This window comes from Actinacidiphila glaucinigra, from assembly GCF_900188405.1.
Taxonomy (GTDB): Bacteria; Actinomycetota; Actinomycetes; order Streptomycetales; family Streptomycetaceae; genus Actinacidiphila; species Actinacidiphila glaucinigra.
In genome coordinates this window covers 723548-744916 of record NZ_FZOF01000001.1, presented here as the reverse complement: position 1 = coordinate 744916, position 21369 = coordinate 723548, and the positions used below count along the sequence as shown (strand labels likewise).

At 71.8% G+C, this 21369-nt stretch carries 22 protein-coding genes; 4 read left to right on the top strand and 18 right to left on the bottom strand.

Annotated elements, in window-relative coordinates; all coding sequences use genetic code 11:
• Window positions 1-61 precede the first annotated feature (61 nt).
• A complete protein-coding gene (gene dapD / locus CHF15_RS03390; RefSeq protein ID WP_089222036.1) occupies window positions 62-1054 on the bottom strand; it encodes a 2,3,4,5-tetrahydropyridine-2,6-dicarboxylate N-succinyltransferase in 993 nt (330 codons plus the stop codon).
• Window positions 1055-1064: 10 nt separating this feature from the next.
• Window positions 1065-2342 carry an MFS transporter gene (locus CHF15_RS03385; RefSeq protein ID WP_089222035.1) on the bottom strand — a complete coding sequence of 426 codons (1278 nt, stop codon included), beginning with the start codon at window positions 2340-2342 and terminating at the stop codon, window positions 1065-1067.
• 69 nt (window positions 2343-2411) lie between these two features.
• Here CHF15_RS03385 and CHF15_RS03380 point away from each other — a divergent pair, with 69 nt between their 5' ends.
• Window positions 2412-3299 carry a winged helix-turn-helix transcriptional regulator gene (locus tag CHF15_RS03380; protein WP_089222034.1) on the top strand — a complete coding sequence of 296 codons (888 nt, stop codon included), beginning with the start codon at window positions 2412-2414 and terminating at the stop codon, window positions 3297-3299.
• Here the strand turns inward: CHF15_RS03380 and CHF15_RS03375 are convergent.
• From CHF15_RS03375 to CHF15_RS03325, 11 genes are all read right to left on the bottom strand, one after another.
• On the bottom strand, window positions 3277-4488 hold the full coding sequence (locus CHF15_RS03375; RefSeq protein ID WP_089222033.1) for an MFS transporter: 1212 nt from the start codon (window positions 4486-4488) through the stop codon (window positions 3277-3279). The two genes, CHF15_RS03380 and CHF15_RS03375, sit on opposite strands and share 23 nt — an antisense overlap.
• A gap of 107 nt (window positions 4489-4595) precedes the next feature.
• Window positions 4596-5150 (bottom strand): TetR/AcrR family transcriptional regulator, encoded by a 555-nt coding sequence (locus CHF15_RS03370; protein ID WP_089222032.1) that lies wholly within the window; start codon window positions 5148-5150, stop codon window positions 4596-4598.
• Window positions 5150-5470, bottom strand: coding sequence for a DMT family transporter (locus CHF15_RS03365; protein WP_026251297.1), 321 nt, complete (start codon window positions 5468-5470; stop codon window positions 5150-5152). Before CHF15_RS03365 ends, CHF15_RS03370 begins: the two co-directional genes overlap by 1 nt.
• Before the next feature lie 131 nt (window positions 5471-5601).
• A complete protein-coding gene (locus CHF15_RS03360) occupies window positions 5602-5943 on the bottom strand; it encodes a metal-sulfur cluster assembly factor (RefSeq protein WP_018560667.1) in 342 nt (113 codons plus the stop codon).
• Entirely contained in the window at window positions 5940-6404 is a 465-nt protein-coding gene (sufU, locus tag CHF15_RS03355) for a Fe-S cluster assembly sulfur transfer protein SufU (protein WP_018560668.1), read from the bottom strand. The genes CHF15_RS03360 and sufU overlap by 4 nt, the downstream gene beginning before the upstream one ends.
• Before the next feature lie 19 nt (window positions 6405-6423).
• Window positions 6424-7683, bottom strand: coding sequence for a cysteine desulfurase (locus tag CHF15_RS03350; protein WP_089222031.1), 1260 nt, complete (start codon window positions 7681-7683; stop codon window positions 6424-6426).
• The gene (sufC, locus tag CHF15_RS03345; RefSeq protein WP_018560670.1) at window positions 7680-8444 is read right to left on the bottom strand and encodes a Fe-S cluster assembly ATPase SufC; all 765 of its coding nucleotides are present in this window, start codon (window positions 8442-8444) and stop codon (window positions 7680-7682) included. Before sufC ends, CHF15_RS03350 begins: the two co-directional genes overlap by 4 nt.
• Before the next feature lie 7 nt (window positions 8445-8451).
• The gene (locus CHF15_RS03340; protein WP_018560671.1) at window positions 8452-8781 is read right to left on the bottom strand and encodes a non-heme iron oxygenase ferredoxin subunit; all 330 of its coding nucleotides are present in this window, start codon (window positions 8779-8781) and stop codon (window positions 8452-8454) included.
• Entirely contained in the window at window positions 8778-9953 is a 1176-nt protein-coding gene (gene sufD / locus CHF15_RS03335; protein ID WP_089222030.1) for a Fe-S cluster assembly protein SufD, read from the bottom strand. Before sufD ends, CHF15_RS03340 begins: the two co-directional genes overlap by 4 nt.
• Window positions 9954-10176: 223 nt before the next feature.
• Window positions 10177-11598, bottom strand: a complete 1422-nt coding sequence (sufB, locus tag CHF15_RS03330; RefSeq protein ID WP_089222029.1) for a Fe-S cluster assembly protein SufB — start codon at window positions 11596-11598, stop codon at window positions 10177-10179.
• Window positions 11595-12344, bottom strand: a complete 750-nt coding sequence (locus tag CHF15_RS03325; RefSeq protein ID WP_245938635.1) for a helix-turn-helix transcriptional regulator — start codon at window positions 12342-12344, stop codon at window positions 11595-11597. Before CHF15_RS03325 ends, sufB begins: the two co-directional genes overlap by 4 nt.
• Window positions 12345-12559: 215 nt before the next feature.
• On the opposite strand from CHF15_RS03325, the gene CHF15_RS03320 reads away from it, so the two are divergent.
• Both CHF15_RS03320 and CHF15_RS03315 read left to right on the top strand, forming a co-directional pair.
• Window positions 12560-13486, top strand: a complete 927-nt coding sequence (locus tag CHF15_RS03320) for an ABC transporter ATP-binding protein (protein WP_089222028.1) — start codon at window positions 12560-12562, stop codon at window positions 13484-13486.
• A gap of 50 nt (window positions 13487-13536) precedes the next feature.
• On the top strand, window positions 13537-14253 hold the full coding sequence (locus tag CHF15_RS03315) for an ABC transporter permease (RefSeq protein ID WP_179279650.1): 717 nt from the start codon (window positions 13537-13539) through the stop codon (window positions 14251-14253).
• Here the strand turns inward: CHF15_RS03315 and CHF15_RS03310 are convergent.
• Complete coding sequence (locus tag CHF15_RS03310) at window positions 14240-15520, bottom strand: glycosyl hydrolase family 28-related protein (protein WP_245938634.1); 1281 nt, start codon at window positions 15518-15520, stop codon at window positions 14240-14242. The genes CHF15_RS03315 and CHF15_RS03310 overlap by 14 nt on opposite strands.
• A gap of 61 nt (window positions 15521-15581) precedes the next feature.
• Between CHF15_RS03310 and CHF15_RS03305 the strand changes: the two genes are divergently transcribed.
• A complete protein-coding gene (locus CHF15_RS03305; protein ID WP_089222025.1) occupies window positions 15582-16598 on the top strand; it encodes a COX15/CtaA family protein in 1017 nt (338 codons plus the stop codon).
• A gap of 675 nt (window positions 16599-17273) precedes the next feature.
• On the opposite strand, the gene CHF15_RS03300 is transcribed toward CHF15_RS03305, so the two are convergent.
• The 4 genes from CHF15_RS03300 to CHF15_RS03285 form a co-directional block, all read right to left on the bottom strand.
• Window positions 17274-18383 carry an amidohydrolase family protein gene (locus CHF15_RS03300; protein ID WP_089222203.1) on the bottom strand — a complete coding sequence of 370 codons (1110 nt, stop codon included), beginning with the start codon at window positions 18381-18383 and terminating at the stop codon, window positions 17274-17276.
• Complete coding sequence (locus CHF15_RS03295) at window positions 18380-19732, bottom strand: glutamine synthetase family protein (protein WP_089222202.1); 1353 nt, start codon at window positions 19730-19732, stop codon at window positions 18380-18382. Before CHF15_RS03295 ends, CHF15_RS03300 begins: the two co-directional genes overlap by 4 nt.
• Window positions 19733-19797: 65 nt before the next feature.
• Complete coding sequence (locus CHF15_RS03290) at window positions 19798-20160, bottom strand: hypothetical protein (protein WP_089222024.1); 363 nt, start codon at window positions 20158-20160, stop codon at window positions 19798-19800.
• A gap of 24 nt (window positions 20161-20184) precedes the next feature.
• Window positions 20185-21129 (bottom strand): heme o synthase, encoded by a 945-nt coding sequence (locus tag CHF15_RS03285; RefSeq protein WP_089222201.1) that lies wholly within the window; start codon window positions 21127-21129, stop codon window positions 20185-20187.
• Between the last annotated feature and the right edge of the window lie 240 nt (window positions 21130-21369).

Below are 21369 nucleotides of genomic sequence, written 5' to 3'. Positions count from 1 at the left end.
CCGACACGGCCGCAGGCTCACGGCCGCGTGCCGCGCACGGCACCCGGCACGCCGCGCGCGGTCAGTTGTGGCTGTGCAGGATCTCGTTCAGCCCGCCCCACGAGCCCGTGCGCTGGAGGACCTCGACCGTGCCGGTGATGGAGTTGCGGCGGAAGAGGAGGTTGTCGGCGCCGGAGAGCTCCTTGGCCTTGACGATGGTCTCGTCGGGCAGGCAGACCCGGGTGCCCGCCGTGACGTAGAGGCCGGCCTCGACGACGCAGTCGTCGCCCAGGGAGATGCCGATGCCGGCCTCGGCGCCGAGGAGGCAGCGCTCGCCGATGGAGATGACGGACTTGCCGCCGCCGGAGAGGGTGCCCATGATCGAGGCGCCGCCGCCGATGTCGGAGCCGTCGCCGACGATGACGCCCTGGCTGATGCGCCCCTCGACCATGGAGGTGCCCAGCGTGCCGGCGTTGAAGTTGCAGAAGCCCTCGTGCATCACGGTCGTGCCGGAGGCGAGGTGGGCGCCGAGGCGGACGCGGTCGGCGTCGGCGATGCGGACGCCGGCGGGCACGACGTAGTCCGTCATGCGCGGGAACTTGTCGACGCCGTAGACCGACAGGTGCAGGCCCTCGGCTCGGGCGGCGAGGCGGGCGCGCTCGATGTTCCCGGCGGGTACCGGGCCGATGGAGGTCCAGGCGACGTTGGCCAGGAGGCCGAAGATGCCTTCCAGGTTCTGGCCGTTGGGCTTGACCAGGCGGTGGCTCAGCAGGTGCAGGCGCAGGTAGGCGTCGTGCGCGTCGAGCGGCTTGTCGTCGGTCGAGGCGATGACCGTGCGTACGGCGACGACCTCGACGCCGCGGCGCGGGTCCGCTCCCAGCGCCTTGGGGGCGGCGTCGCCCAGCAGTTCGGCGGCCTGGTCCGCGGTGAGCCGTTCGGTCCCGGCGGGGCCGGGGGCCGCCACGAGCTCGGGCGCGGGGAACCAGGTGTCGAGGACGGTGCCGTCGTCGGCGATCGTGGCGAGGCCTGCGGCAACGGCACCGGTGGCGCGAGAGGTGGCGGTCGTTTCAGTCATGTGTCGAACGCTAGTCGCTGCGTCCCGCGCTTGCCCAACCGGCCCGCCATCCGGAACGCCGCCGCGTCGCACCCGCCCCGCCCGGCACGCCTGCGGCGGACACCGCCTCCCCGTCCCCCTCCCCCGCACCGCGCCGCCACCACGCGGCCGCTGCCAGCAGCACCGCCCCGCTGAGCGCGGCCAGCACCGCGCAGACCGGCCACAGCGCGCCCGGCGCCGCCTCGTACAGGGCGCCGCCGAGGGGCGGGGCGAGGACGGTGCCGCTGACGGAGGCTCCCGCGTACAGGGACTGGAAGCGGCCCTGCAGGTGGTCCGGGGCGCTGTCGGCGACGTAGGCGGTGGCGGTGGTCTTGTAGAGGATCTCCCCCGCCGTGAGGAACACCATCATGGTCACCGCCGTGGCGATGTACGGCCCCCCGGTCAGGGCGGCGTAGCCCGCGCCGACGAGGACGAGGCCGGTGCCGGTGATCGGCAGCGGCGGCCGGCGGCGCAGTGCGACGGTGGCCGGGATCTCCAGGCAGAGGATGACGCCGCCGTTGACGGCGATCAGCCAGCCGTACGCGCCGGTGCCGATGCCGTGGTCGGCGAGCCAGACGGGCAGGGTGGAGTACTGCTGCCGGTAGACGGTGTCGGTGACGAGGACCGTCGCCAGCAGCAGCATCACTGCGGGCCGCGCGCGCAGTGCCGTCCACAGTCCGGGGGCGTCCGCGGGGCGCGCGGCGCGGGCCCGGCGGGCGCCCTCGGCGGGCAGCGCGCGGGCGGCGTAGCCCGCGAAGAGCAGTGTGCCGACGCCGTCGGCGACGAAAAGCCAGGTGTACGAGGTGTGGGCGGCCAGCAGCGCGCCGAGCGGCGGCCCCACGGTGAAGCCCGCGTTGGAGGCGAAGCGCAGCACGGCGAAGCCCTGGCGGCGCGCGCCCTCGGGCACGGAGACGGCGACGAGCGCGGAGTTGGCGGCGCGCACGGTGCCGGCCGCGTACTGCGCGAGCAGCAGGACGGGCAGCAGCACAGCGGTGGGCAGGGCGGGCAGCAGGACGAGTCCGGCGCCGGAGACGGCGGATCCGGCGAGCAGGACGCGGCGGTGGCCGAGGTGGTCGCCGAACCATCCGCCGGTGAAGTTGCCGGCGACCAGGCCCACCCCGCCCGTGCCGGCGATCAGCCCGGCCTGCGCGACGGGCAGGTCCCGTACCGCGGTCAGCCAGACGAAGAGGTAGACGAAGGTGAAGCTCACGACCGCGTTCGTGAAGACCCCCGCCGCCAGCGACCAGACGACCCTGGGCACCTCGCGCATACCCGAACCCCCTTCTCCGCCCCAGTGAGTTCCTTTTGGGAACTCACTCTCGGCTGGCAGGATAGCGGCATGGCCCGCCGCACACACCTCGGTGACGCGAACTGCTCCATCGCCCAGGCGCTCGACGTGGTCGGCGACTGGTGGACGCTGCTGATCGTGCGGGACGCCGCCCGCGGCGTCGACCGCTTCGACGACCTGCAGCGCGAACTCGGCGTCTCCCGCAAGGTGCTGGCCGAACGGCTGCGCCTGCTGGTCGACGCGGACGTGCTGGCCCGCGAGCCCTACCAGGAGCGCCCGGTGCGGTACGCGTACCGGCTCACCCCGCGCGGCCGGGCGCTGCTGCCGGTGCTGATCGCCCTCCAGGACTGGGGCGACCAGTGGGTGCTGGGCGACGGCACGACCACCGGCACCGCGGCGGACGGCTCGCCGGAGGCCGAGCGCGTGCACGCGCTGACGGGGACCCGGGTGCCCGCGCTGCTGCTGCCCGCGGGCCCGGACGGCGAACCGCTCGACCCGGTGGCCCCGGACCGCCCGTTCACGGTCCTCTACTGCTTCCCCGGCGCCTTCGCGCGGCCGGCGTCCTATCCCCCGGGCTGGGGCGACATCCCGGGGGCGGCGGGCTGCACGCTGGAGTCCTGCACCTACCGCGACCGGTCGGCGGAGTTCACCGCGGCGGGCGCGGCCGTGCACGGGGTGAGCGCCCAGCGCCCGGACGAGCAGGCCGAGTTCGCCGAGCGGGAGCGGCTGCCCTTCCCGCTGCTGTCGGACGCGGAGCTGACCCTGTCCGCGGCGCTGCGGCTGCCGACCTTCCGCGCGGGCGGCGCGGTGCGGCTGAAGCGGCTGACCCTGGTGGTCGGCGCGGACCGGGTGATCCGGCGGGTCTTCTACCCGGTCACGGACGTCACGGCGAGCGTGGCGGAGGCGCTCGAGGCGGTCAGGACTGCGTCGCGGCCTTGACCGTGTCCGGCTCGACGGCCGCTTCCCGTACGCCCGGCAGCCGCTGGGCACCGAGCACGGCCGCGCCGGCGACGACACCGAGGACGGCGCACAGCGGCCACAGCGCGCCCGGCGCGGTCTCGTAGAGCACACCGCCGAGCGGGGCGGCCAGCACGACGCCGCTGATGGAGGCGCCGGCGTACATGCTCTGGAAGCGGCCCTGCAGATGGTCGGGGGCGTTGTCGGCGACGTAGGCCGTGGACGGCGACTTGTAGAGGATGTCGCCCACGGTCAGCAGGATCATCATCACGACGGCGGCCGCGATGTACCAGTGGCCGGTGGCCAGCGCGGCGAAGCCGAGCCCGACCAGCATCACGCCGAGGCCGATGATCGGCAGCGGGGCGCGCCGGCGCAGGGCGACGGTGACCGGGAGTTCGAGGAGGATGACCAGGGCGCCGCTGACGGCGATGAGGGCGCCGTAGACGCCGGTGCCGATGCCGTGGTCCTTCAGGTACACGGGCAGGGTGGAGTACTGCTGGCGGTAGATGGTGTCGGCGACCAGGATCGCGGCGAGCAGCACCAGCACGGCGGGCCTGGCGCGCAGCGCGGTCCACAGGCCGGGCGCGTCCGGCGAGGCGTCGCCCTTGGGCCGGTGGTTGCCGTTCGCCGGCAGGATGAAATGCGCGTAGACGCCGAAGAGGAGCATGCCGAGGCCGTCGGCGACGAACAGCCAGTCGTACGAGATCGTGGTGGCGATCAGCGCGCCGAGCGGCGGGCCCACGGTGACGCCGAGGTTCGCCATGAAGCGCAGCAGGGCGAAGCCCTGGCGGCGGGAGCCCTCGGGCACGGAGAAGGCGATGAGCGCCGAGTTGGAGGCCCGGGTGACGCCCGTGGCGTACTGGGCGACCGGGAAGACCACCGCGAGGGCGGCGGTCGGCGTCAGCGGCAGGGCCGCGAGGCCGAGACCGGACACGACCATGCCGGTGATGAGGGTGCGGCGGTGCCCGAAGCGGTCGCCGAACCACCCGCCGCTGAAGTTGCCGGCGACCATGCCCACACCGCCGACGCCGGCGATGAGTCCTGCCTGGGAGGTGCTGAGCCCACGGGGTCCGGTCAGGTAGACGAAGAGGTAGACGAAGGTGAAGCTCACCGCCGCCACGAAGAACATGCCGGTGGCAAGGAGCCACACCACCTTCGGTATGTCCTTCATCGCCTGTTTCATTTACTGGCCTCCGATCGACGCTCTACAAGAATCGATCACGTGAAGGCATGAATGCGGCGCGTGAGGATGCCGGATCAGGTCGCGGCCGGTATAGGTCAGCAGTCTCGCCCGGGTTTGCCGATGATCCGCGCGAAGACCTCGCGGGCCTCCTCCCGGTCGATGTCGCGGCCGGTCAGCAGCGCCTGCAGGCACATCCCGTCGGTGAGGGCGGCCAGCGCGCGGGCGGTGACCGGATCGGTCCACCGGGTGAGGAGCGCGGCCATGTTGTCCACCCACTCCGCGGCTACCGGGCGTACGGCCTCGTGACGGAGGGCGGCCAGGTAGAGCTCGTACTCCAGCTGCGCACGGGGGCGGTCCCGGGAGACCGTCTCCTCGACGAACCGGGCCAGTTCGGCGGCGAGGTCGGCCCCGGGCGCGCCGAGCAGGGCGCGTTCCCCGACCTCCCGGAAGAAGGCCTCGTTGCACTGCCGCAGGGCGGCCACGAGCAGGTCGTCGAGGGTGGCGAAGTGGTACGTGGTGGAGCCCAGCGGGACGTCGGCGGCCGCGGCCACCGCCCGGTGGCTGAGCCCGGCGATGCCGCGCTCGCCGACCACGCGGATCGCGGCGTCGATGAGGCGCTGCCGCCGCTCGGGGTCGTACCGGCGGGCCATCAGTGGGAGCCGCCCAGGTTGAGGACGACCACCCCGGCGATGACCAGGAGTATCCCCGTCAGCTTGGCCGCGGTGGCCGCCTCGCCGAGGAAGACCATGCCGATGGCGGCGATCGCGGCGGTGCCGACCCCGGCCCAGATCGCGTAGGCGGTGCCCACGGACATCGACTTGAGCGTCTGCGCGAGCAGCGCGAAGGCGATCAGGTAGCCGGCGGCGGTGCCGAGGGAGGGCCACAGCCTGGTGAAGCCGTCGCTGTACTTCATGGATGTCGTACCGAGCACTTCGGCGAGTATCGCCCCGCCCAGCAATGCGTATGCCATGCGTACAAGCGTACACATCGATGTGTACACCCGTACACATCGCGGGCCGCAACACAACTGCGGGACGCGGCTCCCGATCGGAGCGGCGTCCCGCGGTCGTGGTCTCCGGGACCCCTGGGGCCCCGCGAGGGTCAGACGTTGAAGCCGAGTGCGCGCAGCTGGTCGCGGCCCTCGTCAGTGATCTTGTCGGGGCCCCACGGCGGCATCCAGACCCAGTTGATCTTCAGGTCGTTGACGATGCCGTCGGTGGCCGACTTCGCCTGGTCCTCGATGACGTCGGTCAGCGGACAGGCCGCCGACGTGAGCGTCATGTCGAGGGTCGCGACGTTGCTGTCGTCGATGTGGATGCCGTAGATCAGGCCGAGGTTGACGACGTCGATGCCCAGTTCGGGGTCGACGACGTCGTAGAGGGCCTCGCGGATCTCCTCCTCGCTCGCCGGCTTCGTCGTCGTCACTTCTGCGTTCTCGCTCATGCGGACTCCCTGACCGCGCCATCGCCCAGAGCCTGGGCGGTGGCGTCCTTCCACGCCATCCAGCTCAGCAACGCGCACTTGACGCGCGCCGGGTACTTGGAGACGCCGGCGAACGCGACCGCGTCCTCCAGCACGTCCTCCATCGCGTCGTCGGGCTCCAGCTTGCCCTTGGACTGCATCAGCTCCAGGAAGACCTCCTGGACCTTCACGGCCTCGTCGACCTGGCGGCCGACGAGCAGTTCGTTGAGCACGGAGGCACTGGCCTGGCTGATGGAACAGCCCTGACCCTCGTAGCTGATGTCCTGGATGGACGTGCCGTCGAGCTTGACGCGCAGGGTGATCTCGTCGCCGCACGTCGGGTTGACGTGGTGCACCTCGACATCGCCGTCGCGCAGGCCGCGGCCGTGCGGGTTCTTGTAGTGGTCCAGGATGACTTCCTGGTACATCGAATCCAGCTTCACAGGCTTCGCCGTCCGTCCCTCAGCCGAAGAAGTTCCGTACGTGCTCCAGGCCCTCGACCAAGGCGTCGACCTCGGCCGGAGTGGAGTACAGATAGAACGACGCTCGCGTGGTCGCGGGAATTCCGTACCGCAGGCACACCGGCCGCGCGCAGTGGTGCCCGACCCGCACGGCGATGCCCTGCTCGTCGAGGACCTGGCCCACGTCGTGCGGGTGGATGTCGCCGAGGGTGAAGGAGATCGCGGAGCCGCGGCCCTCGGGGGTGTCCGGTCCGATGATCTTCAGCCCGGGCACCTCCTTCAGCCGGCGCAGCGCGTACTCGGTGATCGCGTGCTCGTGCGCGGCGATCCGGTCCATGCCGATGGCGCTCAGGTAGTCCACGGCCGCGCCGAGGCCGACGGCCTGGGCGATCGGGGGCGTACCCGCCTCGAACTTGTGCGGCGCGGGCGCGTAGGTCGACTCGTGCATCGAGACGGTCTCGATCATCTCGCCGCCGCCCAGGAACGGCGGGAGATCCTCCAGCAGCTCCTGGCGGCCCCACAGCACGCCGATGCCGGTCGGGCCGAGCATCTTGTGGCCGGTGAAGGCCACGAAGTCGGCCTGCAGCGCCTGCACGTCCAGCACCATGTGCGGAGCGGCCTGCGAGGCGTCGATCAGCACCAGGGCGCCGACCTCCTGGGCGCGGCGCACGAGCGCCTCGACCGGGTTGACCGTGCCCAGGATGTTGGAGACGAGCGTGAAGGAGACGATCTTCGTCTTCTCGGTGATGACCTGCTCGATGTCGCTCAGGTCGAGCCGGCCGTCGTCGGTCAGGCCGAACCACTTCAGCTTCGCGCCGGTGCGCTGCGAGAGCAGCTGCCACGGGACGATGTTGGAGTGGTGCTCCATCTCCGTGATGACGATCTCGGTGTCGCTGTCCACGCGGTAGGGCTCGTCGGCCCAGCCCAGCATGTTGGCGACCAGGTTCAGCGACTCCGAGGCGTTCTTGGTGAATATCACCTCGTCGCGGCTCGGCGCGTTGATGAAGGCCGCGATCTTGTCACGGGCGCCCTCGTACAGCGCCGTGGCCTCCTCGGCGAGCGTGTGCACACCGCGGTGGACGTTGGCGTTGTAGCGCTCGTAGTACTCGCTGAGGGCGTCGAGGACCTGGCGCGGCTTCTGCGAGGTCGCCGCGTTGTCCAGGTAGACGAGCTTCTTGCCGTCATGGACCAGGCGGTCCAGCACCGGGAAGTCCTTGCGGATCGCCTCGGCGTCCAGCAGGCCCGGCAGCTGCGGTGTCACGCGGACGCGCCTCCCTTCACATAGGCCTCGTAGCCCTCGGCCTCCAGCTTGTCCGCCAGCTCCGGACCGCCGGACTCGGCGATCCGGCCCGCGGCGAAGACGTGGACGTGGTCGGGCTTGATGTAGCGCAGGATCCGGGTGTAGTGGGTGATCAGCAGCGTGCCGACCTCACCGCTCTCGCGTACCCGGTTGACGCCCTCGGAGACGATGCGCAGCGCGTCGACGTCCAGGCCGGAGTCGGTCTCGTCGAGGATCGCGATCTTGGGCTTGAGCAGTTCGAGCTGGAGGATCTCGTGGCGCTTCTTCTCACCGCCGGAGAAGCCCTCGTTGACGTTGCGCTCGGCGAAGGAGGGGTCCATGTGCAGGCGCTCCATGGCCTCCTTGACCTCCTTCACCCAGGTGCGCAGCTTCGGGGCCTCGCCGCGGATGGCGGTGGCCGAGGTCCGCAGGAAGTTGGAGACCGAGACGCCGGGGACCTCGACGGGGTACTGCATGGCCAGGAAGACGCCCGCCCGGGCCCGCTCGTCGACGGACATGGCCAGCACGTCCTCGCCGTCCAGGGTCACGGTGCCACCGGTGACGGTGTACTTCGGGTGCCCGGCCAGCGAGTAGGCCAGGGTCGACTTGCCGGAGCCGTTCGGACCCATGATGGCGTGGGTCTCGCCCTGCTTCACGGTCAGGTCGACGCCGCGGAGGATCTCCCGCGGACCGTTCTCGGCCTCGACGGAGACGTGCAGGTCGTGGATCTCAAGCGTTGCCATGGGTGTCTCAGGACTCCTGGGTGACGGAGACGAGCACATCGTCCCCTTGGATCTGAACGGGGTACACGGGGACGGGCCGCGTCGCGGGCAGCCCGGACGGCTTGCCGGTCCTCAGGTCGAAGGAGGAGCCGTGCAGCCAGCACTCGATCTGGCAGTCCTCCACCTCGCCCTCGGACAGCGAGACGTTCGCGTGCGAGCAGATGTCGTTGATCGCGAACACCTCGCCCTCGGTGAGCACGACCGACACCGGCACGCCGCCGAGCTCGACACGCTTGGGCGTGTCCTCCTCGAGCTCGCTCAGCGCGCAGGCGCGGACGAAGCCTTCGGCAGTGGTCATACGACGGACGCCTCCAGCTCCGCGTCGATCTTCTCCAGCAGGCGCTCCTGCAGGTCGGCGACACCGATCTGCTGGATCAGCTCGGCGAAGAAACCGCGCACGACCAGCCGGCGGGCCTCGTCGGCCGGGATGCCGCGGGCCATCAGGTAGAACAGCTGCTCGTCCTCGAAACGGCCGGTGGCCGAGGCGTGGCCGGCGCCGACGATCTCGCCGGTCTCGATCTCCAGGTTCGGCACCGAGTCGACCCGGGCGCCGTCGGTGAGCACCAGGTTGCGGTTGAGCTCGTAGGTGTCGGTGCCCTCGGCCTCGGCGCGGATGAGCACGTCGCCGATCCACACCGCGTGCGCGTCCCGGCCCTGCAGCGCGCCCTTGTACGCCACGTTCGACCGGCAGTGCGGGGTGTCGTGGTCGATGAAGAGGCGGTGCTCCTGGTGCTGGCCCTCGTCGGTGAAGTAGAGGCCGTAGAGCTCGGCCTCGCCGCCCGGGGCGCCGTAGAGGACCCGCGGGTGCAGCCGCACCACGTCGCCGCCGAAGGTGACGACGACGGACTTGAAGGTCGCGTCGCGGCCGATCAGCGCGGTGTGCTGGGCGGCGTGCACGGCGGTGTCGTCCCAGTCCTGGATGGAGACGACGGTCAGCTTGGCGCCGTCGCCGATCAGGTACTCGACGTTGGCGGCGACGGTGGCGTCACCGGTGTGGTCGATCACCACGACCGCCTCGGCGAAGGCCCCGACCTCGACCACCTGGTGGCCGAAGGCCACGCCGCCCTGGCCGTGCACGGAGATCCGCACCGGCTCGGAGAGCACCGCGTCCTTGGGGATGGAGACGACACCGGCCTTCTCGAAGGCGCTGTACGCCTGGGCGGCGACCCGGTCGACCGGCTTGCCGGCCTTGCCGACCCGGGCGTCGTCCCGGCCGACGGTCTCGACGATGACGCCGGCGGGGGCGCTCACCTCGACCTTGACGCCGCCACCGGTGGCGACGGCGGTGCCGTCGTGCAGACCGCGCAGCCGCTCCAGCGGGGTGAAGCGCCACTCCTCCTCGCGGCCGTTCGGCACGGGGAAGTCGGCCACGTCGTAGGACGCGGGCGCGCTGACCCGGGCGTCCCGGGGCTGGCCGACCTGGATGGCGCCTTCGGTGGTGGCACCGGCGGCCGGGATGGTTTCAGCCATGGCTGTCTTACTGCCTCTTTCTGCCTATTTGTGCTCGCTCGCCTCCGGGCGCTCGAACCCTCCCCCAGCTACCGCTGGGAGGGGCCCCCAGCCGACGCTCCTCGACACTGCGCTCCCTCGTTCCCAGGTCGCTTGGTCTCGTCGCTCTTCGGCTCGTCGCGCCCTTCGGCTCGCTCACGGCCCTGCAGGGGCATCGGTTCGTGGTGGACGGAGCGGCCGGGCGTCAGCCGACCGAACCCTCCATCTGCAGCTCGATCAGCCGGTTGAGCTCCAGCGCGTACTCCATGGGCAGCTCGCGCGCGATCGGCTCCACGAAGCCGCGGACGATGGTGGCCATCGCCTCGGTCTCCTCCAGGCCGCGGCTCATCAGGTAGAAGAGCTGGTCCTCGCTGACCTTGGAGACGGTCGCCTCGTGGCCCATCGACACGTCGTCCTCGCGGACGTCCACGTACGGGTAGGTGTCCGAGCGGGAGATCGTGTCCACCAGCAGCGCGTCGCACAGCACGTTGGACTTGGAGCCGGCGGCGCCCTCGCCGATCTCGATCAGACCGCGGTAGGAGGTGCGGCCACCGCCGCGGGCCACCGACTTGGAGACGATCGAGGAGGAGGTGTTCGGCGCCATGTGCACCATCTTGGCGCCGGCGTCCTGGTGCTGGCCCTCGCCCGCGAAGGCGATCGACAGGGTCTCGCCCTTGGCGTGCTCGCCCATCAGGTAGACGGCCGGGTACTTCATGGTCACCTTGGAGCCGATGTTGCCGTCGACCCACTCCATGGTCGCGCCCTCGTACGCCACGGCGCGCTTGGTGACCAGGTTGTACACGTTGTTCGACCAGTTCTGGATCGTCGTGTAGCGGCAGCGGCCGCCCTTCTTCACGATGATCTCGACCACGGCGCTGTGCAGCGAGTCCGACTTGTAGATCGGCGCGGTGCAGCCCTCGACGTAGTGGACGTAGGCGTCCTCGTCGACGATGATCAGCGTCCGCTCGAACTGGCCCATGTTCTCGGTGTTGATCCGGAAGTAGGCCTGCAGCGGGATCTCGACGTGCACGCCCTTCGGCACGTAGATGAACGAGCCGCCGGACCACACCGCGGTGTTCAGGGAGGCGAACTTGTTGTCACCCGCGGGGATGACCGTGCCGAAGTACTCCTGGAACAGCTCCGGGTGCTCCTTCAGCGCCGTGTCGGTGTCCAGGAAGATGACGCCCTGCTCCTCCAGGTCCTCGCGGATCTGGTGGTAGACGACCTCCGACTCGTACTGCGCGGCCACGCCCGCGACCAGCCGCTGCTTCTCCGCCTCGGGGATGCCCAGCTTGTCGTAGGTGTTCTTGATGTCCTCGGGCAGGTCCTCCCAGGACTCCGCCTGCTTCTCCGTGGACCGTACGAAGTACTTGATGTTGTCGAAGTCGATGCCGGACAGGTCCGAGCCCCAGGTGGGCATGGGCTTCTTCCCGAAGAGCTTGAGGCCCTTGAGGCGGAGCTTGAGCATCCACTCGGGCTCGTTCTTCTTCGCGGAGATGTCGCGGACGACGTCCTCGTTCAGGCCACGACGGGCGGCGGCACCGGCTACGTCCGAGTCGGCCCAGCCGTACTCGTAGTTGCCCAGACCCTCGAGTTCAGGGTGAGCCGTCTCCAGGGGGGCAGTCATGCGGGGTTCCTCCCGGCGTTGCTTGCGGTGTTTGTCGGTGCGGTGGTTCCGGACGGCGACGCGGCCTTCGGCACGAAGGTGGTGCAGACACCGTCTCCGTGGGCGATGGTCGCCAGCCGTTGTACATGGGTGCCGAGCAGGCGGGAGAAGACCTCGGCCTCCGCCTCGCACAGCTGCGGGAACTGCTCGGCGATGTGGGCCACCGGGCAGTGGTGCTGGCAGAGCTGCTCGCCGGCGGAGGCGGGCGCGTTGCGCGTCGTGGCAGCGTACCCGTCCTGGCTGAGCGCCTCGGCCAGCGCCTGCGTGCGCTCCTCGGGGCCGGCCGCCTCGACGACCGACCGGTAGCGTTCGGCCTGCGCGGCGACCCGGGCGCGGGCGAAGGCGGACACCGCGGCGTCCCCCTGCTCCCCGCCGCCGGCGGACTCGGCGATCCAGCGCAGGGCGTCGGCGGCGAGCTGGTCGTAGGCCTGGTCGAAGGCGTCACGGCCGCAGTCGGTCAGCGCGAACACCTTGGCGGGGCGGCCTCGGCCGCGGTTCCCGTAGACCCGCTTCTCGCGCGGCTCGACGATGTCCTCGGCGACGAGCGCGTCCAGGTGGCGGCGCACGGCCGCCTGCGTCAGCCCGAGCCGTTCCGCCAGGTCGGCGGCGGTGGACGGCCCGTGGACCAGGACGGACCTGGCGACCCGGTTGCGGGTGCTCCGCTCCCCGGTCGTCTGCTCCTCCTGAGCCTCGGACGCGTTTTTCACAAGGCCAGTGTTGCGTAATTCAGCTCGCAGAGGCAAGCGGCGGTCCACGGGGTGGATGTCTGCTGCGTCACTTAGGGAAACCTAACCTGACCTGCGAAAACGATCTTCCCCACTGCCGGGATCCGGCCGCCGCGCACCCCGCGCGACCGGCGGTGACGGCGCGCGGCACCGCCCTCCCGGCGGAACGCCCCCCGGAGGTTCGTAGACTTCCGTTCATGCGAATGGACCCCGCGGTCGAGATGACGGGACTGGTCAAGCGATATGGCGCCAAGACCGCGGTGGACGGGCTCGACCTGAGCGTCGCCCGGGGCACCGTGACCGCCGTGCTCGGACCCAACGGAGCCGGGAAGACCACCACCGTCGAGACCTGCGAGGGCTACCGCCGTCCGGATGGCGGCCGGGTGCGGGTGCTGGGGCTCGACCCCGTACGCGAGGCCGCCGCGCTGCGGCCCCGGATCGGCGTGATGCTGCAGTCCGGCGGCGTGTACGCCGGCGCCCGTGCCGAGGAGATGCTGCGGCACACCGCGAAGCTGCACGCCGACCCCGTCGACCCCGCCCTGCTGATCGAACGGCTCGGCCTGGAGTCCTGCGGCCGCACCCCGTACCGCCGGCTCTCGGGCGGCCAGCAGCAGCGTCTGGCGCTGGCGATGGCCGTCGTGGGCCGCCCGGAGCTGGTCTTCCTGGACGAGCCGACGGCCGGCCTGGACCCGCAGGCCCGCCGCACCACCTGGGAGCTGATCCGCGAGCTGCGTGCCGACGGCGTCACCGTCGTCCTGACCACGCACTTCATGGACGAGGCCGAGCAGCTCGCGGACGACGTCGCGATCATCGACAAGGGCCGCGTGATAGCGAGCGGCACCCCCGAGGAGCTGTGCCGCGGCGGCGCCGAGAACACCCTGCGCTTCTCCGGCCGCCCGGGCCTCGACCTGGCCTCCCTGCTCAAGGCGCTGCCCGCCGACTCCGCGGCCGTGGAGCTCACCCCGGGCAGCTACCGGATCGAGGGCAAGGTCGATCCGCAGATGCTGGCCACCGTCACCTCCTGGTGCGCCCAGCACGGCGTGATGCCCGACCGCCTCGCGGTCGAGCGGCGCACCCTGGAGGACGTCTTTCTGGAGCTCACCGGCAAGGAGCTGCGTTCGTGACCGCCACCGGCACCTTCATCCCGGCCCCCGGAGCGGCCTCGCTGCCCCGGATGATCGGCGCGCAGACCGCGCTGGAGACCCGGATGCTGCTGCGCAACGGCGAGCAGCTGCTGCTGACCGTCGTCATCCCCACACTGCTGCTGGTCCTCTTCAGCGCCGTCGACATCGTCGACACCGGCGCCGGCAAGGCCGTCGACTTCCTCACCCCCGGCGTCCTCGCGCTGGCCGTGATGTCGACCGCCTTCACCGGCCAGGCGATCGCCACCGGCTTCGAGCGGCGCTACGGCGTGCTGAAGCGGCTCGGCGCGTCCCCGCTGCCGCGCTGGGCGCTGATGACCGCCAAGACCGGCTCCGTGCTGGTCACCGAGGTCCTGCAGATCGCCCTGCTCACCGTGATCGCCTTCGCCCTGGGCTGGTCTCCGAGCGGCAACCCGCTGGCGGTGCTCCTGCTGCTCGCCCTGGGCACGGCGGCCTTCTCCGGCCTCGGTCTGCTGATGGCCGGCACACTGCGCGCCGAGGCCACGCTCGCCGCCGCGAACCTGGTCTTCCTGCTGCTGCTCGTCGGCGGCGGGGTGATCGTGCCGCTGGACAGGTTCCCGGACACGGCCCGCTCCGTCCTGGAACTGCTGCCGATCTCGGCCCTGTCGGACGGCCTGCGCGACGTCCTCCGGCACGGCGCGGGCATGCCGTGGGGCGACCTCGGGATCCTCGCCGTCTGGGCGGTGCTGGGCCTCGGCGCCGCGGCGCGCTGGTTCAGGTGGGAGTGACGCAGTCCACGAAGCGGGCGAAGCCGGTGCCCTGGCCCTCGTCGAGGGCGAGGAAGCCGCTCTCCGGGGCGTGGCTGGCCAGCAGGCACATGTCGTAGCGCACGGTCGTGGGCAGCTCCGCGGAGCCGTCGGTGCGGTAGCGGTGGGCGCCGGTGAGCTGGCAGGAGTCGTAGCGCACCAGCGGACCGCGCGGGCCCAGTGTGTAGCGGTGGGCCCGCAGTTGCGGGGCGAAGGACTTGAAGGCGTTGGCGGTGTCGTCGCAGTCGTTGAAGTGGACGGTGCCGCCGCCCCACTCGCAGTCGATCACGACCGTGTCGGCGTTGCGCAGCTCGAAGCGGATGTCCTCGGCGTGGAAGCGCTGCACCGAACTGAAGTGCTGCTTGCGGGGGAAGCGGAAGAAGGCGCTCTCGTAGCCGTAGTCGGGGTGGGGCGCCGGGCGGCGCCCGGTCACGATGTAGCTCCCGGCGCGGCAGGTGACCGAGCCGCCGTAGGGGAACTCCAGGAAGTTGCCCCACTCGTAGGTGACGTTCATGTCGGTGAACCAGTAGTTGAGGAACTGGTCCTGCTGCTCCGGGTTCTCCGAGCGCTTGGACAGGCCCGAGTAGAGGAACGCCCTGCGGTAGGCGCCGCCCACCCGGCAGGCCTCCCAGCGCATCTCGGAGTTGGTGTTGGTGCCGTCGAGGGCGATGCCGTACTCCCACTCCCCCATCCACTCGCAGTCGCTGAAGCGGTAGTTCGCCGCCCCGCCGGTGGAGTAGGAGGAGAAGAAGGAGGCGCCCGGGGTGCCGGAGGTGAAGCGCAGGCCCTCGAAGGCGATGTTCTGCCACATGTCGTCGTTGCGGCAGAGGAAGGCGCCGGCGGGCTCCCGCGGCGCGAAGACGATCTCGCTGATGCGCAGGCCCGCGCCCCGGAAGCGCAGGCCGTTGGCGGCGTTGGACGGGTCGTCGCCGTCCAGCAGCGCGCCCGGCTCGGTGATCAGGTACTTGCCGGGCGGGACGTCGATAACGGTGCGGCCGGTGTGGTCGTCCAGTCGCGACTCGGCGTAGCGGTAGGCGTCCGCGAAGGCCTTGCTGTCGTCGGTGGTGCCGTCGCCCTTGGCGCCGAAGTCGGCGACGACGTCGACCACACCGGGGTGCGTGGTGCTCCTGGGCTGCCGCACGGCCTCGGCGGCGGGGGTGTCCGCGGCGGTGTACGCGGCCGCGCCGATCCCCGTGAGCGCCGCGGCGGCGCCTCCGTAGAGCAGTTTCCGCCGGTCGACGTCGCTCATGTCCCCCAACCCCTCCCCTGGGCGTCCCCCTCGTGAAGGATTGCACAAGGAGGCGCCTACGATGGTGGCCGTGCCCAATCTCAGCCAAGCAGGCCAAGCCGCTCGAAACCCCCTGGCCTTCATCGCCCGGCGCTGGACCCCGTCCCCCGAGACGGTCCGGCGGGCCGCGCTGGCCGCGCTGGTCATGAGCGTCGTCATCGTGGTGACCGGCGGTGCCGTCCGGCTGACCGGCTCGGGCCTCGGCTGCCCGACCTGGCCCAAGTGCACCGACGACAGCCTCACCGCGACCCGGGCGATGGGCGTGCACGGCGTGATCGAGTTCGGCAACCGCATGCTGACGTACGTGCTGTGCGCCGCCGTGGGCTGGGCGATCATCGCCGCGCGGGCCGCGAAGCCGTGGCGGCGCGGGCTGACCCGGCTCGGCTGGGCCCAGTTCTGGGTCGTCATGGGCAACGCCGTGCTCGGCGGCTTCACCGTCCTGACCGGTCTCAACCCCTACACGGTCGCCGCGCACTTCCTGCTCTCCAGCGCGCTGATCGCCGTCGCGCTGGTGATGTGGCAGCGGGCCGGAGAGGGCGACGCGGAAGCGCGTCCCCTGGTCGGCAAGCCGGTCAGGCAGCTGACGTGGGTGCTGATCGCCGCCTCCGGGGCGCTGATCGCGGTCGGCACGCTCGTGACGGGGGCCGGACCGCACGCCGGCGACAGCAGCGACGTTCCGCGCGTCCCGGTGAAGTGGGAGACCATCGCGCAACTCCACGCCGACCTCGCGTGGGTGGTGTGCGGGCTGACGATCGCGCTGTGGTTCGTACTGCGCGCGGTCGACGCCCCCGCGGGGCCGCGGGCCCGGGTACGGGACCTGCTGGTCGTGCTGCTCGCACAGGGCGTCATCGGCTACGTCCAGTACTTCACGAAGCTGCCCGAGGTCCTGGTGGCGCTTCACATGCTCGGCTCGACGCTGGTGTGGATCGCGGTGCTGCGGGTGCTGCTGTCGATGCGCGAGCGTCCGGAGAGCGAGCGCGGCGAGGAGCCCGTGCCCGCGGCTGTCGCGTCCGCCCCGGAGCCCGCGCCGGCCGCGTAGCGGCCTGCCCCCGCAGCACGCGGGGCGCGCGCCCTTCGGGCGCAAAGACTCGGGCTGCGGATGGGGAGGGTGGGGGCGGGGCCGGTCGGCGGTGTGCGGGTGGGTTCGTGGCGGGGGTTCAGGCTCCGGAGCGGTTCGCCTGTCCAGTGGTGCGGGTCTCGTTGCCGTCCGCGGGGAGAGATGGCCGGTGGCCACGCCCACCGTTCGTGGGTGGCGCGCCCGCCGTGACCGGCGTCTGCGGGTGCTTCCCCGACATCGGGCCCTGTTCCGCCGACAGAGTCGGCGAAAGCGAGCCCGATCTACCCCGGCCCAAAGACCGGGCCCTGTTCCACCGAACATGTCGGCGAAAGCGGGCCCGATGTCCCGCCGACCCCTCGACAGCACCTCGAATCAGCCGCGGACGCCGGTCACGGCGGGCGCGCCCACCACACAGCGAAGGCGTGGAAGCGGCCATCTGCACCCGCGGACGGAAACGAGACCCCCGCCAACGGAAACCCCACCCGCTCCGCAGCCTGAACCCCCGCCACGAACCCACCCGCACAGCGCCGCCAAGGCACCGCCCCCACCCTCCCGTCCGCAGCCCGCCGCTTTGCGCCCGAAGGGCGCGAGACGAACCCGCACCCGCCCACCGGCCGCGGCACGGACACGCCGCCCACGCCCCCGCCAAGGGGGCCCTCACGGGAGCCGGTACAGCCGCCGCGCGTTGTCCGCGGCCAGCATGGCCGCGACGCGCCGGGCGTCGGCCGCCGACCATGCGCCGTCCGCGACCCAGCCGCCCAGCACCTCGCGCACCGCGCCGCGGAAGGCCTCGGCGCCGGTCACATACAGCTCGGGCAGCCCGTAGGCGTCCGTCGAGAACAGCAGCTTCCCGAACGGCGCCAGCTCCAGGAACTCCGCGAGGACCGCGCCCGCCCGCGCCCCCACATGGGTGAGGGCGAGGCCGACGTCCGCGTGCACGTGCGGGAAGACGTTCGCCAGGTAGGCCGCCTGTCGGTGGTACGGGTAGCAGTGCAGCAGCACCAAATCTGTCCCGGTCCCCGCGGTCGACCGGACGAAGTCCGTCAGCAGCGCCGGGTCCGCGTGGTCGAGCCGCAGGTCCGGGTCGCCGAAGCCGGTGTGCAGCTGCAGCGGCAGCCCGGTCGCGACGGCCGTCCACAGCAGGTGCCGCAGCATTACGGGGTCGTCGAGCCGGACGCGCCCGGCGCCGCGGGCCTCCAGCCACGCCCCCGCGGCGTGCCGGACCTCGCCGGGCGCGGGCGGCTCCGGGGCGAGCGCCAGGCCATGGCGGTAGGCGGCGATCGACTTGAAACCGGCGGCGGTGCGCGCGGCGGTGTGGACGGCCTCGGCGATGCCCTCGACCAGGGCACCGGCCGAGTCGCAGGCCCCGGCGACGTCCTCGGCGAGCCGCTCCAGCCGGACGATCTCCCGCTCCGCTCCCCCGCCGGCCGCGGCCAGCTCCGCCGGCGTCGTCAGGTGCCCGGGCAGCCCGGTGTCGACGAGGTACGTGCCGATGCCGCTGCCCCGCAGCAGCCGGCGCGTGGTCTCGTACGCCCCGAGTTCGCGGCGCCGGGCGAGGTAGCTTGCCTGCGGGCAGTGCGCTTCGAGTCCGAGCAGCGGCGGGCACCAGCGGCGGACGGCGAAGCCGGTCTGGGTGTCGAAGAAGGTGGTGCCGGGCGCCGCGGGGGCGTCGGACTCGGTGAGATACGTCTCGAAGGCCGCGATGCCGAGCTCGCCCCGGACGACGCCGTGGCAGTGGTGGTCGACCAGCGGCGGCAGCTCGATCACCACCGCCACCGGGTGGCCTCCGCGAGCTCGTCGGGACCGTACTCGGCCAGCGCCTCGGACTCGGCGCGCCGCACCGCGACCACGGCGCCGAACAGCGCCTCGCCCAGTGCCTCCTTCAGCGTCCCGCTGCGCACGAGGTGCGAGACGGCCTCGCTGAGCGAGCTGGGCAGCCGCTTCTGGTCGCCCTGCCCGACCGGGTCCCCGCTGACCGGCGGCGGCAGCGTCCCCCCGCCGTCGCGCAGACCGGCCAGGCCCGCCGCGATGACGGCGCCGACCAGCAAATAGGGGTTGGCGGCGGCGTCGAAGGGCTTGAGCTCGGCGTGGCCGCCGTCGGGGTCGTCGGCCTCGCCCGGCACCAGGCGCAGCGCCGCCTCGCGGTTCTCCACGCCCCAGCAGCGGTACACCCCGGCCCAGTGGGAGGGGACGAGCCGCAGGTAGCTGGCCGGGGACGGGGCGCCGATGGCGCACAGGGCGGGCAGCGCGTCGAGCACGCCCGCCAGGAAGGTGTTCGCGGCGGGTGCCAGGCCGTACGGGGCGGTGGGGTCGCGGTGCAGGTTGTGCCCGTGCTCGCGCAGGCTCAGGTGCAGGTGGCAGCCGTTGCCGACCTGCCCGGCGACGACGGCCGGGGCGAAGGAGGCGCGCAGGCCGTGGGCGGCGCTGACCGCCCGCACGGTCTCGCGGACGAGGACGACCTCGTCGGCGGCGCGGACCGGGTCGGCGGGCGCGGTGGACACCTCGAACTGGCCGGGCGCGTACTCGGGGTGCACCTGCAGGACCTCGATGCGCTGGGCGGCGAGGGCGTCGTGGAGGTCGAGCAGGTAGTCCGAGAGTTCGGTCACCCGCGTCAGGCCGTAGGCCGGGCCGCGGGAGGCCCAGTCGCCGCTGCCGTCGTCCTTCGCCACGACCCATTCGGTCTCGAAGCCCATCCGCAGTTCCAGGCCGCGCTCGGCGGCGCGCTCCGCCATACGCCGGGCGAACAGCCGCTGGCAGGCGGGGTGGGGGCGGCCGTCCTGGTCGTATCGGTCGGCCGGGGCCCAGGCCCAGCCGGGCCGGGCAGCCAGCACGGTGAGCCGGTCCAGGTCGGGGAAGAGCCGCAGGTCGCCGTCAGGGCCGGCGATCAGCGGGGAGGAGGTGACGGCGTCGTCGGAGGTGAAGACGTCGAAGACCGGCGACATGCCCACCCCGCGGTGCGCGGCGTGCGCCAGCCGGGCGGTCGGCACGGTCTTGGCCCTGCTGATGCCCGCGTTGTCCACCCAGCTGACGGCGACGGCGCGCACGCCCTCCGCGGACAGCCGCGCCGCTTCCCGGCGGGCCGTCAGCCGCCTCTCGTCGCGTTCCTCGGTATCCACCGGCGCCTCCTCGTTGCCACCCGTCGACCGGACCACTCCCATGGTCCTAACGGGCGGGCCCGGCGTCAGGTGTTGGCGGGGCCGCCGATCTGGATCCCGGCCATCCGCGACCACTCGTAGCGGCCGGTGCGCACCTTGGCCGCCAGGTCTCCGTCGAAGGTCTCGTGCACGGTGATCCCGGAGCGCTCCACGGCGCTGCGCGCGATGTCGTACGTGGGGGCCACCAGGTCGCCCCACTCGCCGTTCTCACCGACGAGGACGATGCGGGTGCCGACCTCGCCGATGTACGCGATCTGGCCCTCGGCGCCGCCGCCGTGGCTCCTGGCGAACGCGGTGATCTGCTTCGCCAGGCGGGCGGCGCGGCGCTCGGCACGGGCCGCGGCCCGGCGGTCCGCGGCCTGGGTGACTGCTTCCTCGGTCTCTGCCATGAAAGGAATGCTACCCGCCGGTAATCAGCGCAGGAAGGGGTCCACGGCGACGGCGACGAACAGCAGCGTCGCGTAGGTGATGGACCAGTGGAACAGCCGCATCTCCTTGAGCTTGGCGCCGACCACACCGGCCTTCGCCCGCCCGTACAGGGCGTGCGCCTCGACCAGCCAGAAGGCGCCCAGCAGCACGGCGGCGACCGCGTAGAACCAGCTCGCCGCACCGAGCGGCCACCACAGCGTGAGCGAGACCAGCACCATCACCCAGCTGTAGATGACGATCTGCCGCCCCACCACGACGTTGCCCGCCACGACCGGCAGCATGGGCACGCCCACGCGCTCGTAGTCGTCCTTCACCTTCATCGACAGCGGCCAGTAGTGCGGCGGCGTCCAGAAGAAGAGGACGAGGAAGAGGACGAACGGCGCCCAGGCCAGCTCGTTCCGCACCGCCGACCAGCCGATGAGCACCTGCATGCAGCCGGCGATGCCGCCCCAGACGATGTTCTGGGCCGTACGGCGCTTGAGGCCGAGGGTGTAGACGAAGACGTAGTAGAGGATCGCCGCCAGGGACAGCGCCGCCGACAGGGGGTTGACGAGCACCCAGAACCAGGCGGTGGAAACCACCGAAAGCGTGATGCCGAAGACCAGGCACTCCCACGGCGCGACCATGCCGGTGACCAGCGGGCGCTGCTCCGTACGGTGCATGAGCGCGTCGATGTCGCGGTCGATGTACATGTTGAGGGCGTTCGCGCCGCCCGCCGACATGTAACCGCCGATCATGGTCGCCGCGACCAGCCAGAGGTCGGGGACACCGCCCGCCGCAAGGAACATCACCGGAACCGTCGTGATGAGCAGCAGCTCGATGATGCGCGGCTTGGTCAGCGCCACGAACGCCATCACACGGGCACCGAACGGCCGGTGGCGGTGGCTCGACCCGATGGCTCCGGCGGGCCGGGATTCGACGGCCGTCACGAACACCCCTGAGGAAAAGTCCAGCAAGCGGCTCCGCTTGCGCGTACCACGCCACTTTAGACGTAGCGGATACTCCGCCCGCGCTCGGGGGTGCCACGTGTTGTCCTCCATAGCGCAAGAGAAGGGCAACCTGAAGGTGTTCTGCGTTCAACAGGCGAAGAAACGCTGACCGGGGCACGCTGGTGAAACCACCGGTGCCGGGGAGGGAATGCCGCTGCCCGGGGATCGGTTGCCGCAGCC

What these genes read in the sequence shown, in the direction of transcription:
- dapD (WP_089222036.1), bottom strand. Translation starts at nt 1,054, where the DNA reads ATGACTGAAACGACCGCCACCTCTCGCGCCACCGGTGCCGTTGCCGCA.
- CHF15_RS03385 (WP_089222035.1), bottom strand. Translation starts at nt 2,342, where the DNA reads ATGCGCGAGGTGCCCAGGGTCGTCTGGTCGCTGGCGGCGGGGGTCTTC.
- CHF15_RS03380 (WP_089222034.1), top strand. Translation starts at nt 2,412, where the DNA reads ATGGCCCGCCGCACACACCTCGGTGACGCGAACTGCTCCATCGCCCAG.
- CHF15_RS03375 (WP_089222033.1), bottom strand. Translation starts at nt 4,488, where the DNA reads ATGAAGGACATACCGAAGGTGGTGTGGCTCCTTGCCACCGGCATGTTC.
- CHF15_RS03370 (WP_089222032.1), bottom strand. Translation starts at nt 5,150, where the DNA reads ATGGCCCGCCGGTACGACCCCGAGCGGCGGCAGCGCCTCATCGACGCC.
- CHF15_RS03365 (WP_026251297.1), bottom strand. Translation starts at nt 5,470, where the DNA reads ATGGCATACGCATTGCTGGGCGGGGCGATACTCGCCGAAGTGCTCGGT.
- CHF15_RS03360 (WP_018560667.1), bottom strand. Translation starts at nt 5,943, where the DNA reads ATGAGCGAGAACGCAGAAGTGACGACGACGAAGCCGGCGAGCGAGGAG.
- sufC (WP_018560670.1), bottom strand. Translation starts at nt 8,444, where the DNA reads ATGGCAACGCTTGAGATCCACGACCTGCACGTCTCCGTCGAGGCCGAG.
- CHF15_RS03340 (WP_018560671.1), bottom strand. Translation starts at nt 8,781, where the DNA reads ATGACCACTGCCGAAGGCTTCGTCCGCGCCTGCGCGCTGAGCGAGCTC.
- sufD (WP_089222030.1), bottom strand. Translation starts at nt 9,953, where the DNA reads ATGGCTGAAACCATCCCGGCCGCCGGTGCCACCACCGAAGGCGCCATC.
- sufB (WP_089222029.1), bottom strand. Translation starts at nt 11,598, where the DNA reads ATGACTGCCCCCCTGGAGACGGCTCACCCTGAACTCGAGGGTCTGGGC.
- CHF15_RS03320 (WP_089222028.1), top strand. Translation starts at nt 12,560, where the DNA reads ATGCGAATGGACCCCGCGGTCGAGATGACGGGACTGGTCAAGCGATAT.
- CHF15_RS03315 (WP_179279650.1), top strand. Translation starts at nt 13,537, where the DNA reads ATGATCGGCGCGCAGACCGCGCTGGAGACCCGGATGCTGCTGCGCAAC.
- CHF15_RS03310 (WP_245938634.1), bottom strand. Translation starts at nt 15,520, where the DNA reads ATGAGCGACGTCGACCGGCGGAAACTGCTCTACGGAGGCGCCGCCGCG.
- CHF15_RS03305 (WP_089222025.1), top strand. Translation starts at nt 15,582, where the DNA reads ATGGTGGCCGTGCCCAATCTCAGCCAAGCAGGCCAAGCCGCTCGAAAC.
- CHF15_RS03290 (WP_089222024.1), bottom strand. Translation starts at nt 20,160, where the DNA reads ATGGCAGAGACCGAGGAAGCAGTCACCCAGGCCGCGGACCGCCGGGCC.